At 39.4% G+C, this 16200-nt stretch carries 9 protein-coding genes; all 9 read right to left on the bottom strand.

Going from position 1 to position 16200, the window contains the following annotated elements:
* Window positions 1-41: 41 nt before the first annotated feature.
* The gene (locus QVE09_RS25510) at window positions 42-1793 is read right to left on the bottom strand and encodes a response regulator (RefSeq protein ID WP_315939082.1); all 1752 of its coding nucleotides are present in this window, start codon (window positions 1791-1793) and stop codon (window positions 42-44) included.
* Window positions 1784-3814: a cache domain-containing sensor histidine kinase gene (locus QVE09_RS25515; RefSeq protein ID WP_315939083.1), complete on the bottom strand. Its 2031-nt coding sequence runs from the start codon at window positions 3812-3814 to the stop codon at window positions 1784-1786. Before QVE09_RS25515 ends, QVE09_RS25510 begins: the two co-directional genes overlap by 10 nt.
* Window positions 3815-4453: 639 nt before the next feature.
* Window positions 4454-4816 (bottom strand): hypothetical protein, encoded by a 363-nt coding sequence (locus QVE09_RS25520; RefSeq protein ID WP_315939084.1) that lies wholly within the window; start codon window positions 4814-4816, stop codon window positions 4454-4456.
* 108 nt (window positions 4817-4924) lie between these two features.
* Window positions 4925-5632 carry a uracil-DNA glycosylase gene (locus tag QVE09_RS25525; RefSeq protein ID WP_315939085.1) on the bottom strand — a complete coding sequence of 236 codons (708 nt, stop codon included), beginning with the start codon at window positions 5630-5632 and terminating at the stop codon, window positions 4925-4927.
* Window positions 5633-5988: 356 nt separating this feature from the next.
* On the bottom strand, window positions 5989-6495 hold the full coding sequence (locus tag QVE09_RS25530) for a hypothetical protein (protein WP_315939086.1): 507 nt from the start codon (window positions 6493-6495) through the stop codon (window positions 5989-5991).
* A gap of 44 nt (window positions 6496-6539) precedes the next feature.
* A complete protein-coding gene (locus tag QVE09_RS25535; RefSeq protein ID WP_315939087.1) occupies window positions 6540-7520 on the bottom strand; it encodes an MBL fold metallo-hydrolase in 981 nt (326 codons plus the stop codon).
* A 191-nt stretch (window positions 7521-7711) separates the two neighbouring features.
* Window positions 7712-9961, bottom strand: a complete 2250-nt coding sequence (locus QVE09_RS25540) for a UvrD-helicase domain-containing protein (protein ID WP_315939088.1) — start codon at window positions 9959-9961, stop codon at window positions 7712-7714.
* Window positions 9958-12825: a PD-(D/E)XK nuclease family protein gene (locus QVE09_RS25545; RefSeq protein ID WP_315939089.1), complete on the bottom strand. Its 2868-nt coding sequence runs from the start codon at window positions 12823-12825 to the stop codon at window positions 9958-9960. Before QVE09_RS25545 ends, QVE09_RS25540 begins: the two co-directional genes overlap by 4 nt.
* Window positions 12826-13020: 195 nt before the next feature.
* The gene (locus QVE09_RS25550) at window positions 13021-16197 is read right to left on the bottom strand and encodes a P-loop NTPase fold protein (RefSeq protein ID WP_315939090.1); all 3177 of its coding nucleotides are present in this window, start codon (window positions 16195-16197) and stop codon (window positions 13021-13023) included.
* Between the last annotated feature and the right edge of the window lie 3 nt (window positions 16198-16200).

Consider the following 16200-nt stretch of genomic DNA (forward strand, 5'->3'; position numbering starts at 1 on the left):
AACATATTGGAATTGAAACTGGGTGTTTGCATTCTCGTTTTTCAGGTTTTTACATTCCGATATTCATTCATGGATCGGCCGATATGTTTTTTGAACAAGACGCTGAAATAATGCGGGTCCGGGATGCCTACCTGCTGCCCGATCTCATACCCCTTTAAATCGGTCTGCTTCAGCAGCGTTTCGGCCTTTCTCATACGAAGCTGCGTCATATATTCCACAAAGGTCTGCCCGGTTTCTTTTTTCATCAGCCGCCCCAGATGGCCTGGACTTACGTAAAAAGCAGTTGCGGTGCTGGAAAGCCCCACTTCGGAATTGCCCATGTTCTCTTCAAGATAAGCCTTCACCCGGTCGATCAGATTGCCTTCCTTAGCCTGTCGCTTGGCTTGTATGACATCCGATACCATGCGGACATGCTGCTCCAACATGCTTTTTAGTTTGGGCAGGTGATCTGCTGTAAAAATGGCCGCAACGGCCTCTTTGTTTAATACGTGTTCTCCCTCAAGCTGCTGCTCTATGGCAGCACGCTGGCACTCCGTAACCACATCCATGGCTGCCATCCGAAACTGTGAAACGTCCGAGAACGGCACAGACAGCATACGCTCCAGCAACAATACGGCTTCTTCCCCTGCACCAACACTGACGTAAAATTGCAGTTGTTGGAGCAGCTGAGCATCCGAGTGGTAGGGCCTTTTTCCGCCTTCGATGACCAGATCTTCGAAGCAAATGACCTGATTTTTCCCCACAAACGCCTGATAATCGAGTGCACGACAAGCTTCCCGGTATCCCACACTGGCCTTTCCCCATCCTGATTGCCATTGCCCAATCCCTACGGTCACATCAACTTCACACCCTTCGAGCTTAAGTGTATGTTGAAGTTCTTCCTGAAGCTGCTGTACCTGATTGGCAAAATCCGTATCCGCACCAAGCGAGAGCACAACGATCCGGTTATGTGGGTCCATGACGATAATGGTTTGCGAATCCTGTGAATAAAAAGCCTGCACCTGCTTCATGCCTACCATTCGCATCAGAATATGTATTTCCTCAGCGGGTTGTGGATGAACTTCTGTCTGATATCGGCTTAAATGGGTTTGATCATGTTGAGGCTCTCGTTGAACTTGGCTGAGTTGGTGGGGTTGATGAGATGTCTCGGACAGATGTTGATATACCTCTGGTGCAGATATCTTCATTTGCGGTGCAGCAACCTCCACCTCCATTACTGCGATGCGTGATCCTGGTTCACCAGACGAGATAGGAATACCGAAGAAACGCCCCTTCTCTTGTAGTTCATCCTCAGGTATCACATCACTTAACCATTGATTCACAAATCGCTCCCTGAGATAAGGCAAGCTCTGCTTCATCTCCTCCCGCAGCTTCATCAGCTCGTACTCGCGCCCCATCTCCTGCTCGATTGCCACTCGCAGCTTCGCCGTAACCTGTAATAACTCAGAAGCACGAATGGGTTTCAAAATAAAATCGGATATGCCCAGCTTCACACTCTGACGAGCATATTCAAATTCATCATGTCCCGTCACAACCACGATTTTTATGTTCGGGTAACGCTCCATGAGGATGCCGCTCAGTTCAATGCCGTCCATCTTTGGCATGTATATGTCCGTGAATACGATGTCTGGACGCAACAGCTCCACCTGATCCAAAGCCTCCACAGCATCGGAGGCCTCACCAACGATAGACATGCCTTGCTGTTCCCAATCGATACGCATGCGCAGCAGATTTCGGATGAGGTACTCATCATCCACAATCAATACCTTTAATGGTTCCACAGTTAATTCCATGATTCATTGGCTCCCTTCGGGATCGTTATGATAATGGTTGTTCCTTTTCCAACCTCGCTCTGCAGTCTGAGTCCATCTTCTCTGTCATAAAAAATGCGAAGCCGCTCCATCGTTCCCCATAAGCCAAAGCTTGGATTGTGTTTAGAGTTATAGGTAATCTTAGAAAGATTAGAGGGGTTAGAGGAGTTAGTTGAGTCAGAACGGTTAGAACTGTTTATTTCTTTGCGTTGAACCTGCTGCGCGTCCTCCCCGGACATGCCGACTCCGTCGTCATTGATCGTTAGAAGTACTCCCTCCTTGGATCGACGAGCTTGAATGCGTATCGTGCCTGGGCTGCCTTTGGGACGAATACCATGATACAGCGAATTTTCCACCAGCGGCTGGAGCACAAGCTTGGGAATCATCACCCGTTCACAGTCTGAATCGATATCGTACTGCACTTCAAATACACCGGGGTATCGCACCTGCTGGATCGTCAGATAATTGCGTACAATCTCAACCTCTTCGTGCAGCGTAATTAGTTCACGGCCTTTGCTGACACTCAGCCGATAGTAACTTCCAAGCGCTTCTAACAACTCACATACCTTATCGTTCATGCCCGACATAGCCAGGGAGGTAATAGAATCAAGTGTGTTGTATAGAAAATGCGGCTTGATCTGCGCCTGAAGTGTATTCAGCTCTGCTCGGCGGATCGTTTGCTGCTCCTGAATGATGCGTTTCAGCATCTGCTCAATCTGCTCAATCATCTGGTTGTATCCTCCATATAGCTGTGCAAATTCGTAGCTGTTCAGCTCAACCGTCACTTTGCGGAAGTTGCCACTTGGCGCTTTCTGCATGGAACGAAGCAGCTTGTGAATCGGCTTAATGACGCTACGCGAGATAATGAATGAACTGATGAAAAAGACAGTCCCGTTCACCGCCAGTAGAATCAACGCAAGCAGCACCATAGATTTATTACGGGTATCTGTAGCCTGGTATGGGCTCATGCTGATGAATTTCCACTGATCATCACCAGCCGAACGATAGGTCACAGCATATTCCTGACCACCCGATTGCAAGGTGATGAAGCCGGAGGATTGCTCTTGGAATGTTTGTTTTAACTTGGCCTGATTCGCCTCTAACATCTCGTGCATCCCATCCTGTCCAGAAGCGGTAGACATGGATTCGTCGGATACAGCAGGTACGGCCTTCTTTCCATCGGTGGCGTTGGTTGCGATCACCCGCTGATGCTCATCCAGGATGGCCACCTGAAATGAATCCGGTGCAGACAGGTTAGCATAGGCCTGAGCGATGGATTTGCCCTTGATGTTCATGACCAGAAATCCAAGCGGAGACGTATCATCCAAATCTCGAATGAGTCGAATAAATGAGACCACCTCGTGCCCATCATTCTCCCCCGTCGCCGAGACTCCGCTGTCGTTGTTGCCACTATTTAGCCTGAGGAGATATCGTCCGTTGTGCTTCAGTGCCTGTTCGTACCACGGCGCTTCCTTCACATTCGCTTCCATAAACGTGGGCCATTCCTGAGTACCGACCGAGAATCGGTGCCCCGAATTATCATAAATATATACAGAATCGATAATTGGAACCGCTTGCATAAGATTGGTCAAATACGCGCTGACCTTGGACTGTGTCTGTAAATTGGAGTACACATTGCCCTGCCGCAGCAGGTTTTGCAAGTTGGGATCGGAGAAAATCATTTTCGAATAATTGTTCACGTTCTCGATCATCAAATTAACGTTGGTCTCAATGGATGTAATCGTCTGTAGTGATGCTTCATTGATCTTTCGCTGCGCGTCATTTTCCGAGATTCGATTCAACACCAATGCACTGAACGCCACCGTTAGCAGAATAATGACAAAGTAGGCAAACGGAATTTTAAAAGCCAGCGTCTTGGGCTTGCGTTGAATGAACTCTTTGAAACGGGAAGTCCAATTATTCTTCATTGCACTGGTGTTCGCTTTTGCATTTGCGTTTACTTCTGCATCGGTCTCAATATCCGATTGGGCTGTTGCTTTCACTTCTATTTTTCATCTCCTTCTGTTGCTGCTCCTGCATCTGTTGTTGCATCTTTTGCTCTTTGATTCACTGTGACCCTCCTTTGGTTCCGATGTGTGATGGGTTTATCGGTTGGGATCGGATGACCTGTTGTGATATCCACCACTCTCTCGGATTTTATACAATTCTATATTATAGGACGGTGTATGGAGGAGGCTCAACTCTTTTTATCGCTTACGGATGGCTTGACTGAGTGAATTAGAATGGGGCTTTGGAAAGACGATTGCTGTGAATGCAAGGGGTAGGGGCCCGTAATTGGAGCCGCAAGAAGTGTTGCTTTATAAAATTTTGGAGGTATAGATAATAAGATGTGGTTTGTACCGGATGGAGAGAGAAGCGGGGAGGCGGAGGATCTGAATACACAAAAGACGATGATAAACGTCTCTTGATATACCTTGCGTATGCGTATACTTTTGAGCAGGATTACGATATGTAGTTGCATATTTCAGACTACTGGCAGCGTATTGATCGAGTAGTTAAGGTTGGGAAGTCCAATCATGGTCTTCTCGTATGATGAATTGAAGTGGGAAATTGTCGGGGGCAAACTGCCCTCGGGTAGGACAAGTACAGAGTTCGTTATGGTAAGTAACAGCGAATCGTGATCAAAGCGAGAATTCGGTAACTCCTTTTTTGGAGGCATATTTCAGCGTGTAGCTTCCTTCTGTTCCATATGGCATCGTAGCGATTTGGATGCGGGTATAATCCAGCCGACTCTCCCTCAGCACTTTTTTAATTAGCGCTATGCTCCGATCTTCGTCCGTTACCACACAGAAAATGTTCATTACATATTCCTTAGGATCAGCCACACGGCTACCCAGATCACATCCATCCACCTCTCCCAAATCGGCCTGGGTTAGAACGGTTTCCAGATATTCCATCACCTTTTCCTTCAACCAATGATCTCGTTTGCTGCCCTGCGCGCTCTTCAGTGGATATTGCACCACAAGCCAGTATTTTTCACTCATTTAGCTTCACCAACCAATCTTTATATGATAGGGCATTACGTTATGTGTATAGCACTTGGATGATAAAAACGCATATGTCAGCCTTACATTCCTCCAGTTAAAAATGGGCTAGATAATGGACCTTACTGCTTTTTGGAATTGTACTGCCCTTCCATTTGCAGGATGAGGAACATGGTGATGTTTAATGAGATGTGAGCTTAACGTGTCTGCTGCCTTTCTGCCAATAGCCACGATCTGAGCATCAGGATTTAGTTGCATAAGCTGTCTGGCGAATACCACACCATCCTCCAACTCTGCCAAAGTCGGCGTTCGATTCGTCATCCTGTTTTCGGCAGATTGATAAGGATGAAAGGGATAAATGTTCCAAAATATAAAGTCCGTTGGTTTCCACCTTGAACTGGATAACACTTCACCCCATATGATGGATGCTGTCGGTTCTGCGAAACCATACAATGCCTGACTCCGGTTAGGTTTGGCGATATTGGGTAGGCTTGTTCGGACACCCGGATCACCTGCAAAAATCATCTGGTGATTCACCAGAGAGTGATGCCCGGTAACCATTCGCTCGGACGTCAAGGGTACGCCGGAGAACCTCGCCCCTTGATAGCCCACAGCTTCAGCAATAAAAATGTACCGAGCCTTGGACATTCTTGGTTCCAAATACCTGACCAAATGTTCAGAACGAATCTTCACCGCTTCGGGGCCGATATCATAACCCGTCACATAATCGCTCCAAGGATTAATCACATTGACTGGCGATACATATGCTTGCATCCCTGCAACAAAATCGCGGATCTGTTGCTGCGTTTGGCTCATGCTTTTTTGCCCCCTTTGGGAGATTACAGAGTATATCGGGCTGGCATCAGCTTATTTTACAAAGATTATAGCATAAACTAAAAACCACCAACCAGAACGCTGGTTGATGGTTTCTTGACTCTAATGGAGGCGAGGGGAGTCGAACCCCTGTCACCATATTATTGAGTTCTTTTAAATTATATTAGCATGTATCCAGAATGCTTATTTGATAAGGATATAAACTTCTGTATTCATTACCTTATATTATTATAAATTAAATTGAATTATCTTGAAATATTCATTTTGTCTACAAAGGTCTACAAATATCGGACAGGAAATGTTCACTTTATAAGTGTAAAAAATAAACGGAAATAACATCACCAATTTAGAAAAGGTATTTTCTTTTGGGTTATCTCACGAAATATATTAATTATTTCATCATCGATATTTGGAGGATGTCCCGATTGTTCCATTATGTAGATTAAAGTTTCGATGTGATTGGAATCATCTCTAACTACTTTATGCTCCAATGGATATTGCATAAATATGCCCGGCTTTATGTTCTCATCAAATTGATGTATTGTCATATCGATCACTGGTTTCTCCAACTTAAAAAGTTTACCATCCTCACTGTGTACTATTAGCCAATGTTTGCATTCTTCTCCTCCAAAAAAAACATTAATTCTCTGTATTCTAAACTGACTAAAAAAAGTCTTATCTTTAGAAAGGAGAGCATATAAGGTAATGACCGAAGCAAAGTTACAAAAATTATGAGGATATGTAAATGGTTTACCCTCTTGATCTTTACCTATTGTTGATAGATTGTATAGACTGTTTTGGAACTCTTCTAGGTAAGTAGCATATGAATTTAACTCACTCTCCATCATTTCCTCCGATAACGTGTCATATGAATGATTTTTAATTAGCCTTAGCAACTACAAAATGAATTTAATGGGTCTAAACTCCAAGCTCCATTTGAATTCGTCAAATGAACAGTCTGCTCGTCTGTACCAGTAACACCACATCTCGTACATGCTCTTTTATTATAATTTATATTTTTGAACTCCAAACAAGGTCTACTGGAATGCCTTTCACTACTCCTAACAAAGAAGAAATCTTTATTAGCAATATTTTGATAAACAGGTTTATGCTCTTTGTCTGATGAACCGTGATGTGGAACTGTTACTACAGTATTACCAGAATTAAATTTCACTTCTTCACCCTTGCAAAATTTAAAATTAGAGTCTGCAGTAAATAAGATATTTGCAATATTCTCTTGCACATTGTTGTATCTAAAAACTAAACTTTCTCTGTTAATCTCAGTTAGATGGAAAATCACTTCATCATCAGAGTCATAAGGCTCAATTACTCTTGTGTACTCTTTACAGTTTATTTCGTAAATATTATGATCTATTTCCTTGTCGATTATATTATCACAAAAACTAAACCATCTAAACCTGATACCAAAACGATAACTGAGATGGTAACAAAGCCACACCAGTTCCGATATTATTTCTAGTTTTTTTTCGATATCTTCATTAGACAACTCCTCCCGCTCTTCATTTTCCCATATTGCATAAATCCTCCTTTTTACTTCTTCTGATACAACAATTTTACTATTTTTAGATAACTTGGTTACATTAATTCGAGCAAAGATATCTGGGAGCCATACTTCATCGAGTGTGATTGTAGTGCCTCCCATTAAAATTTTTCTTAATAACTTGATAAGCCCGTATATATGATCCTTATCATAGTGAGTACAGATTACTACATTGAGCTTATTCGTTATTTTAGATATGTATTTAGCTATATTAGTACGCCCATCTCCACCATCCACTAAAAGATGAAACTCTTCGTCTTTGACAAGAAAACAATCTCCCATTCTAACCGGAAAAGCATAGAAATCCATCTTATCTTTCTCCTTTCAAATATTATTTCCACTCTTTTCTGTATACAGAGACTCAAAATTTCACCCATATAGCTCAACGAAAAATGGCTAATATCTGGCTTCATTTTTCGCTGGGCTAAAGAGAACTGCAGTACAGACTACCTACATGAATCACGTTCTTTAATAGCATTTATACTCAAACATTATTTATTTTAGTTTAGGCTTATCTTCACTACACCACTTCCTAATGATTCGAGTGCCGATCTTGCACTCAAAACTTCGTCCTGCCAAGACCAATTTTGATTTCCTATCTCTCCCGCCTTCGTTTTACCATGCCCGATTAAACAAATAACGTGTTCTGCTCTAGTTACCGCTACATAGAATATTCGGGCTTCTTCCTCTAAAAAATTGCTTTTAAAGGAGTTGATCCACTCATTGTACTTGGAAGAGGGTCCCAGTCCTACTTCCCCAGGCAATTTAAGATCAATACCCCAATCGGGATGTGGTATGAAATCGGGTATATTATTTTCCTTTAGAAGCGGACGACCGATATCTGGAATAATTACGATCGGATATTCCAATCCTTTTGCCGAATGTATGGTAGAGAACCTTACTTTGTTAGACCTAATTTCCTCTTCACCAGTGCTGGCTTCGTCTGTCTCCATACCCGATAAAAGAGCGGATTGAAATCGATCAAAAAATTGCTGTAAAGTTAATGCTTCAGTATTCATTAGGTCTCGTGACCACATAACTAATTTCTCAAGATTTGCCACTGCTTGGAGGTCGCCTAATTTACCGTAGTATTCTCTCACTTTAGTAAAATCATAAATATCAGTTAATAACTTTGGTACTAAATCAAGTTTCATCTGTTTTCGTATTTTTTGGATACCCTCGTACCACTCCTGGCAATCCTCTTCATTTTCGAACCAATCACAAAGTACTAAATTCTCACCAGTACTACGATAAATAGAACTTGAAGCTTTAAAAGGGAGAAAAGGCGTTTCAAGGGCAAGATCAAGGGAGACATCATCAGGATACTTAATTATAGCCTGTAACATATAATAACAAGATATGATTTCAGGTTTACGAAAGAACCCCCCTCCAAAATCCGTTTGAATAGGAATACTTTCTGGCATTAGCGAAGCGTATTGAGATATTTGATAATTTGATCGAAACAACACACAAATATCTCTATACTCAATTTGACGCAATCCCTCAGATCTATCATCGATTTGTTGACCAATGAATTCATTTATTTTTTCCACTAAGCGTTGAGCTATCGGTTGTGTACGTTCAGAATATACATTTATATGTTCATATTGAAAGGGTAACAATGAATCTGTAGGATTATGAGCATCATCTGCCTGAGTAGATTTATCTAACAAAAAATTATAGCGCTCTCCCATGTGTGTAAATAGAGACGTTTGAGCCTGAAATAACGGCATAGTCGGGCGTCTAGAAGCACTAAGAGAAAGCAGAGGCTTTTTATTTTCATTAGCTATCTTTTCTAACACTCGATGGTTTGATCCTCTAAATGCATAAATAGCTTGTTTACGATCACCCACAACGAGTACATGCTGCAATTTTGGTGATAACTCCTGTATGATCCGCATTTGTAACTCATCTGTATCTTGAAACTCATCAACAAATAAGTATTGAAAGCGGGAAGCAACTAATGGAGTTATTTGATCCCTATGCTGTTCAATAAGGGCAGCACTCTTATGAAGCAAGTCATTTGTGTCCATACCGTTAACACTATTCTTTTCTTCATGGTAATTTGTCTCTAACATATCCAGTATACGAGCAATAGCATTACGATAATTTTGATTATCATCCTTTTCATTTTGAGCAAATGTTTTTTCTACCATATCTTTAACAGAGTAGCCCCTGTTTCGAATCTCTTCATACCATTTTTCAATTTTATTAGCCATTTGATATGTTGCCCATTCTATTTTTCCTATGTCAAAAAGACACTGTGTTTCAGGATTATCCAACGCCTCACTCATAGTCTTTTTCATAGCAGTTCTAAAGTAATGTTTAGCCATCAATATTTGAGATTCATGAGCTATATTCTCTGTGTATCCAAAATTCCGAAGTAGCATTGTGCAAAATTTATGAATTGTGCCAATAAATGTTGATGCTATTCGTTCTTTCTGCTCGATCCATCTTGTACGTTGAGCCCAGTCATTATTTTTCTCTGCTTCTTTAACTCGGTCATATACTCCATTTTCTAGTCTCTCACGCATCTCATCTGAAGCTTTATTTGTAAATGTAATCAATGCAAATTCGTCTATATTTACTTCTCCATCATCTATTAATTGTAAAACAGTAGCTACCATCGTACGCGTTTTACCCGATCCAGCTCCTGCTGAGACAATTGTAATTTTATCGGTATCTCTGACACTGTCGACTATAACGGCCTGTTCCTCTGATAAAGAAATACCACCTCTTAGAATACTCATTCAGTGAAATCCTCCTTTGCTACAGTTATACCTAAACACTCTAACCTGACAGGACATGATTTGCAGTGATCCCCAGTATTTTTCGGAAAATTACTACTCTCAATGTTATTTATCCAATGTACTATTTTTTCTTTTACACCTGAATAATGTTTCTCTAATTTTTTAATGTACCAGTGGGTTCCGCTCTTTTTTTCCACTTCTACCATATAGTAAGAATTAATGGTGTCTCTCCACCAATCAACAGCTCTTTTTTGTGTAGGAAATAAACTAACTCCTTCAATATCAATATCTTCATCTGCCCCATTTCCACTCTTTTCATCTTTATTGCTTCCTGGTAGCAGCCATTCTTCTGTCTGTAGGTAATTTATAATTGGTGACTGTATTTTTGTTCTGTCAGCTATGAATGGAACATCAAGACTGATTTTTACTGTCCTCTCTTCATTCGTCCCAGATAACATCACACGAAAAGATTCCTTCTTCCCTTTTTTAACACCTTTAAAATAATTTTTAGTCCAATCTTCGAAATATTTAATTTGATTCTTAACTTGGTTCTCTATTGAATGCCAAGTTATTGAACCAAAGGCAGGAAATAACCTCAACATTCCCTCTTTCGAAGATTGCATATATTTCATTAGGAACTGTGAAGTAGGTAAAGAATAAGGTTTTTCTTCTTTATTTCTTTCAATTAGACTAAAAATACGATTAAGCCATACTCCTTGCGCGTAAATCTCAAGTTGCCACTCATTACGATACATTCGTACTTCTGGATGTAGCATCTCAAGTCTATATCTGAGTGGACACAGACCATAATGAGCTATTTCACTCAAACTATACTCTTTCCTTCTAGCCGAACGTACCTTTGATTGCTTTATATCTTCAGGCGCTTTACTTATATCAAGTGTATCGAGAAGAGCCTTTTTTTCTCTTTTAGTCCCTAGTACTCTCTCAATTTCTTGAAAATATGTACTTGGTTGAAAAGAATGGTCTCCATCCTTCTGGGAATAGCTAATCACAAGATTTTCTTGTACAGATTTTACTACAGTCATAAACATATATCTCTCTTTGTACAAATGCTCTCTTCTTCCGTCCTTATAAAAGGGCCACGGCTCAGGATATAGAACAGGTGAATGCACATTGTCGCATCCTACATATATCACAGCCTTAAACTGTATTCCGTCTAATGTCTCTGGTATAACAATACGAAGATTATGACTTTTTACATCTGATTTTTCTTGCTCCTCTTCATCTTCATTATCATTTTCTCCCCGAGTTATAGCATGAAGAGCATCCCCAAATTCAGTTGTTGTAAGATCAATGGAATAATAATTACTTAACTCATCAAACACCTCCCTGATTTTTTCCAGAACTTCTTTCTCTGATTTCCGAATATCTTCTGGAAGCATTTCGTTTAATTGCTCTTGCAATTTTTCAATATGCTCTGCCACTGGGGATTTTTTGTTTGAAAATAATCTGTAACAAACGGAGTATAACATCTCCACAACCTTATTCCAGTTCCTAACTGTTTCAGAATCGATTAATTTAGTTGGAAGACGTACATCATCTGTTTCTTCGCTATATCTTTCCAATTGCTCTAGTTTTTCAATCCATTCGTCTTTGGTTTTGCACGCAGTAAAATACTGATTTTTTGCGGCTCTAAATAAGGATGTCGAGTCTTGAATTGATGCACCCAGCCATCCAGACGCTATAATGGATTCGAATTCATTTGATTCAAGTAAAAAACCTTCTTCATGCCATAATTGATAGAGATTTAAAATAAATCTCCCAACAGGTGTTAACAACAGTAATCTCGGATTGTTTGGTAGAGTTACCAAATGTTTATTCCCATTTTCATCTGTAAATTCTAAGGGCTTCATGGAAAGATAGTCCTGAAAACGATCATTAAATTCTTTTGCCCTACGAGTAACAATTACAATTTCTTCAGGTTGGTACAAACCTTCACTAAACCACTTCTCTATTTGTTCAAGGCAGCCCTGGAGCTCACGATCCCGATTTACAAACTGTCTCAAAGAAACATTCTCAACTTGTTCAGGGAAAATCTGAGGTTCGCTATCAGCGAATAGATTATTTTGAATATATTTGATATCCTCTTTGGTACTTAATTTACTCGTTTCAATTGAAATACGACCAGCCCAAACAAAGTCGTATGTGTTTCTAATTATTTGATAAGCTTGCTTTTGATTATCATTATAGGGTGCTAAGAAGAATACTTCTTTTCCTTGCTTCTCACACTGCTCTATAAACCATTTTTGTAAATCGGTCAAAAATGTAAAACCTTCCATTATAACTATATCCGTAGTAATTTGGTTATTCGTAAGATACTCTCGAATAGCCTGCTCAAATATTTTTTTATTTTCTCTTCTCAAATTATCATAAAATGTTTTTTGAATCTCTTTCAGATAGTCCTCTATCTTTGGATTAACAAGTTGGTCCTTCTTTATTTTTGAAAGTTCCTCAATACGTAAATCGATCCCCTGTGCAGCTAGATCATACAATAAACGACTCCAAGACATAAAATCATGGCGTAATAAATTGCGCAGGCTTATGTCATCTTTAGAAACTTCATCCATAGCCCGGAATAACATTGTTTTGGCTTCGCCACGCGGTGCTAACAAATACTCACGCTTTGTCCACTCCCTTAGTACATCAGCAAATAGTGCCTTTTTACGGTCTTTACCTTCATCGTCTTGGAAAACTTGCTCCGCAGGTATTAGACCATCTTTTTCCCGTTGAGTAGCAATAGCCATGGTGGCAGTTAAATATGTATAACTACGTTCCTTTATAATAAGATTTTTAATTTCTGATTCTGCTGGTCTCTGATTATCATAAGTATATAGAGTAAGCATAAAGTCCTCCTTAAGATTGGGAAAATAAAACTATATAACTACCGAATAGAGATATCGTACCATATATGAACTACTTTGGAAAAAAGAATTTAGGGAGGAATAGATTACGTTTTTAACGAAAAATATCATACATATAATACCTTTTGTAACAAAAAAGCTTAGAGGCTAAGCCTCTAAGCTTTTTCAAGATTATATCTAGATCCTTGAAGCAACTAATCGTATTTCTACCACTTCGAAAAGAGTTGGGAATCTCATTTTTAATTCATCCAACAATCGCTTCCATTGCATAGGAGGAAGCGTAGTAAAGCCCTGCTCTAATAGCAACTTCAGATGTCTCTTAACAGATGGTCGTAAATCTTCATTAAGTTCAATTTTAATTATCAAGTCATCTAAATTATTTATACTTTTGTATCCAAGATCATTTTTTAGATGTTTGATCACACTCTGTTGCCCAGCTTCTCGTATGTCCATCACTTCCAAACGAGTTTTAAGTTCATAAAAATCAATACACTGCCATTCATTAATAAGATTCTGAACATCTATATTTACTGTGCTTCTTCTTACTAACTGTTTTGCAACTTCCACTAACCTAGCCCATATTGTTTTTACTAATTTTACGTCTTTTATTAAGTGGTTGGAACGTAGGACTTCTGTCCAAGCATTTCGAGAAATGGATAAACAGTGTACCAGCATACTTAGACTATTTATAGTCTTAGTTAACTCTTCTTTTTCTAAAGAAAGCATTGACCAATCCGGAAGATCACAACTCCAATCCTTATTTAATATTTTGTTGAACTCCCCCATTTGTTTTTCAACTACTAAACATACTGATTCAAATTGCTTAGACAAGTTCATCACATCATTATATAGTGATGTACTAATTGAAAACTTGTTCACTATTTCCTCTTGCTCAAGGCTTTCTTCGAATTCCGAATAATTTAAGTAATCGCTGAGCATATATGACGTTGTTACATCGAAACTGTTTATTCTATCTGCATGTACCAGGTATTCTTTATTTCCCGTTCCCAGCAAAAAGGGAAGCATGCCTTTTGCAAATTGGATTTTTTGCTTTAGGTGCTTATCTAATAAATCGCGATAAGTTAAATAATTATTTTTTAATCTTATAAAAAAGATATTGAGTGATTCCTCTCCAATTTGGTATTGTTCCAGCACCTTGATAGGTTGATAACGCTTCAGCCATATATCAAATTCAATAGCCAATTCTCTTTTATGACTAGATTTGGGGATTTTAATCATGTTATCTCGCAACAAATGCCAATCCTTAAAACTATCCTCAATGAGATTTACCACATCCCGAGTTAAAGGGAGCTGTTTTTGTATCTCTGATGACCAGTGGGCATTTCCAACTTCAATGCATGTTTCAGCCCAACTTTTCAATAGGTAAACAAATGAACCAATGGGCATTCCCAGACCACTTTCTAGCTCCCAATGCCAACTACGTTGTATCTCTTCAGATTCATATATCCATCTTGCAGTTTCATATTCATTTGCAATTTGTTGAAAAGCTCTAGTTTTTTCTGAATGCTTTAACGATTGAAAATTTGATATTTGGAGTGCTGCAAAACCTCGATTAACGAATATACTTCTTACTCCTATCCCCTTTGAATCAAATGTAATAGGATAGCGAGTCCGGTTCACTACACTTCTCCTTTGGATCGTTGCTGTCATTCTTGGAGTGAACGGTAGGGACATATTTACACCTTTTACTACTTCATGAATGAGAGAAGATACACCTAACCTGACAGGTTCAAGAAGTTCTGGATTGACTCTTTTACCTTCAGCCCACTCTCTCACTGTAGATTTAACTACATTAGGTAGTGGAACTCCTTTTGTTAACAAAACAGAGTTAATCTCCCCCCTACTTTCAAGAGTGTTTAAGCATACTTTCATTGCTCCATCAGGAAATCCAAAATAGCTCAATATCTTTTGGGGAATAAAACATTCGTTCTTTCCTTCAGAAACGTACCATTCAGCATACGTCTTTATAAAAAGCTCCGGATGATCAGAGAATTTCTCCCTTTCCACTAAAGGAAGAACTCTGGATATCTTATCTTTTTTTCCACTCTGAAAAAAACGAAGTAGCTCTTTACAATTGAGAATCATATATCTAAGTTTACCCTTCCCCACCGGAATAGCATCGAATGTTCTTCTGATTAAATGACGATTAAACGGTAAGAGATTTATCTCTTGTGCTATTTTTTCATCATCATTCTCTTTTTCTGGAATGCTGTATCCTTTACACTCTGAATAATGGGGGCATTGATTACCGCAATTGTACCCTTGAGAAGCCTTTAATTGCACTAAATAATTGGACATATAACTAACCACTTGAGAGCGATTTAGGTTGTAAAAATCCTTTCCTGACTCATCAGACAACCACAACTTTTTCACTCTGTCTGTAATGGTATCCAAATTTTGAATTCGTTGTGTTAGATCAAATCCTTTATCAGTGTCTCGCACAGCTCCTGGTGTAAGACCAATGACTACATCCCACGTTCCTTCCTCAAGGGTAATTATCTGATCGAGCAAGTCAGAAGCGTATATATTAACTGACTGTACAAGATCATCAATTAATAACAAAGGACGTATATTCAATCTTTTTATTTTCTCTGTCAACTCCTTAAATAGAGAAGCAATATCTTTACCTTCAAATAGGAATTGATCTAATTTTTGAGATAGTTTCTTTCTTAATAAGGAATACTCAACAGGAATTTGAAGCGTGGTGCTTGATATTAACTCATCAAACTGAACTTGATGCAGTACTTCCAAGGGCTTCTTAATTCGACCATTCTGCACTTGCACTATAAATTCTGTTACATTCTTTTCAATAACAGGCCTAATTAATAATGCAGTTGGAACAATCTCTTCATCGGAAGGAAGAATTTCTGATAGCGTTGACCACACAATTTGATTTATTAAGGTTATGGGTTTCTTAATTAGTAGATTCCAACGGGTTTCATCAATAGATATCCCTAAAGGAATACCTATTTCAGAATAACATTTCTTTATCAAAATCTGAGGATTTAACTCAGTACGGGATATACGAACGACAGGGCGATTTACCTCATGCTGCTGCCATTTATCTTTGATCCAACACAATAACTCTGATTTACCAGACCCAGTAGATCCAAACAAGAAAAACACGCGGTTTCCTTCAGAATCCACATCTAATAAATTTTTATATAGTTCGTTTTCACTTATTTCTTCAAGAAGTTGACTACCATGATATCTATGCATGACTTGAGGAAAGTGCGTTTTACGAAAGTACTCTGAAGAATAGTTATACCTCTCATCTGCGGTGCCTACCAATAACTTTAACGCATCTTTATTTAGACATGGTAACATCGTCATCGT

Source organism: Paenibacillus sp. ClWae2A, from assembly GCF_032452295.1.
In the GTDB taxonomy this organism is placed as follows: Bacteria; Bacillota; Bacilli; order Paenibacillales; family Paenibacillaceae; genus Paenibacillus.

Bases quoted from the DNA above. Each gene is read 5' to 3' on its own strand.
- QVE09_RS25510 (WP_315939082.1), bottom strand. From the start codon at position 1,793: ATGGAATTAACTGTGGAACCATTAAAGGTATTGATTGTGGATGATGAG.
- QVE09_RS25520 (WP_315939084.1), bottom strand. From the start codon at position 4,816: ATGAGTGAAAAATACTGGCTTGTGGTGCAATATCCACTGAAGAGCGCG.
- QVE09_RS25550 (WP_315939090.1), bottom strand. From the start codon at position 16,197: ATGACGATGTTACCATGTCTAAATAAAGATGCGTTAAAGTTATTGGTA.
- QVE09_RS25530 (WP_315939086.1), bottom strand. From the start codon at position 6,495: ATGGAGAGTGAGTTAAATTCATATGCTACTTACCTAGAAGAGTTCCAA.
- QVE09_RS25540 (WP_315939088.1), bottom strand. From the start codon at position 9,961: ATGAGTATTCTAAGAGGTGGTATTTCTTTATCAGAGGAACAGGCCGTT.
- QVE09_RS25525 (WP_315939085.1), bottom strand. From the start codon at position 5,632: ATGAGCCAAACGCAGCAACAGATCCGCGATTTTGTTGCAGGGATGCAA.
- QVE09_RS25545 (WP_315939089.1), bottom strand. From the start codon at position 12,825: ATGCTTACTCTATATACTTATGATAATCAGAGACCAGCAGAATCAGAA.
- QVE09_RS25535 (WP_315939087.1), bottom strand. From the start codon at position 7,520: ATGGATTTCTATGCTTTTCCGGTTAGAATGGGAGATTGTTTTCTTGTC.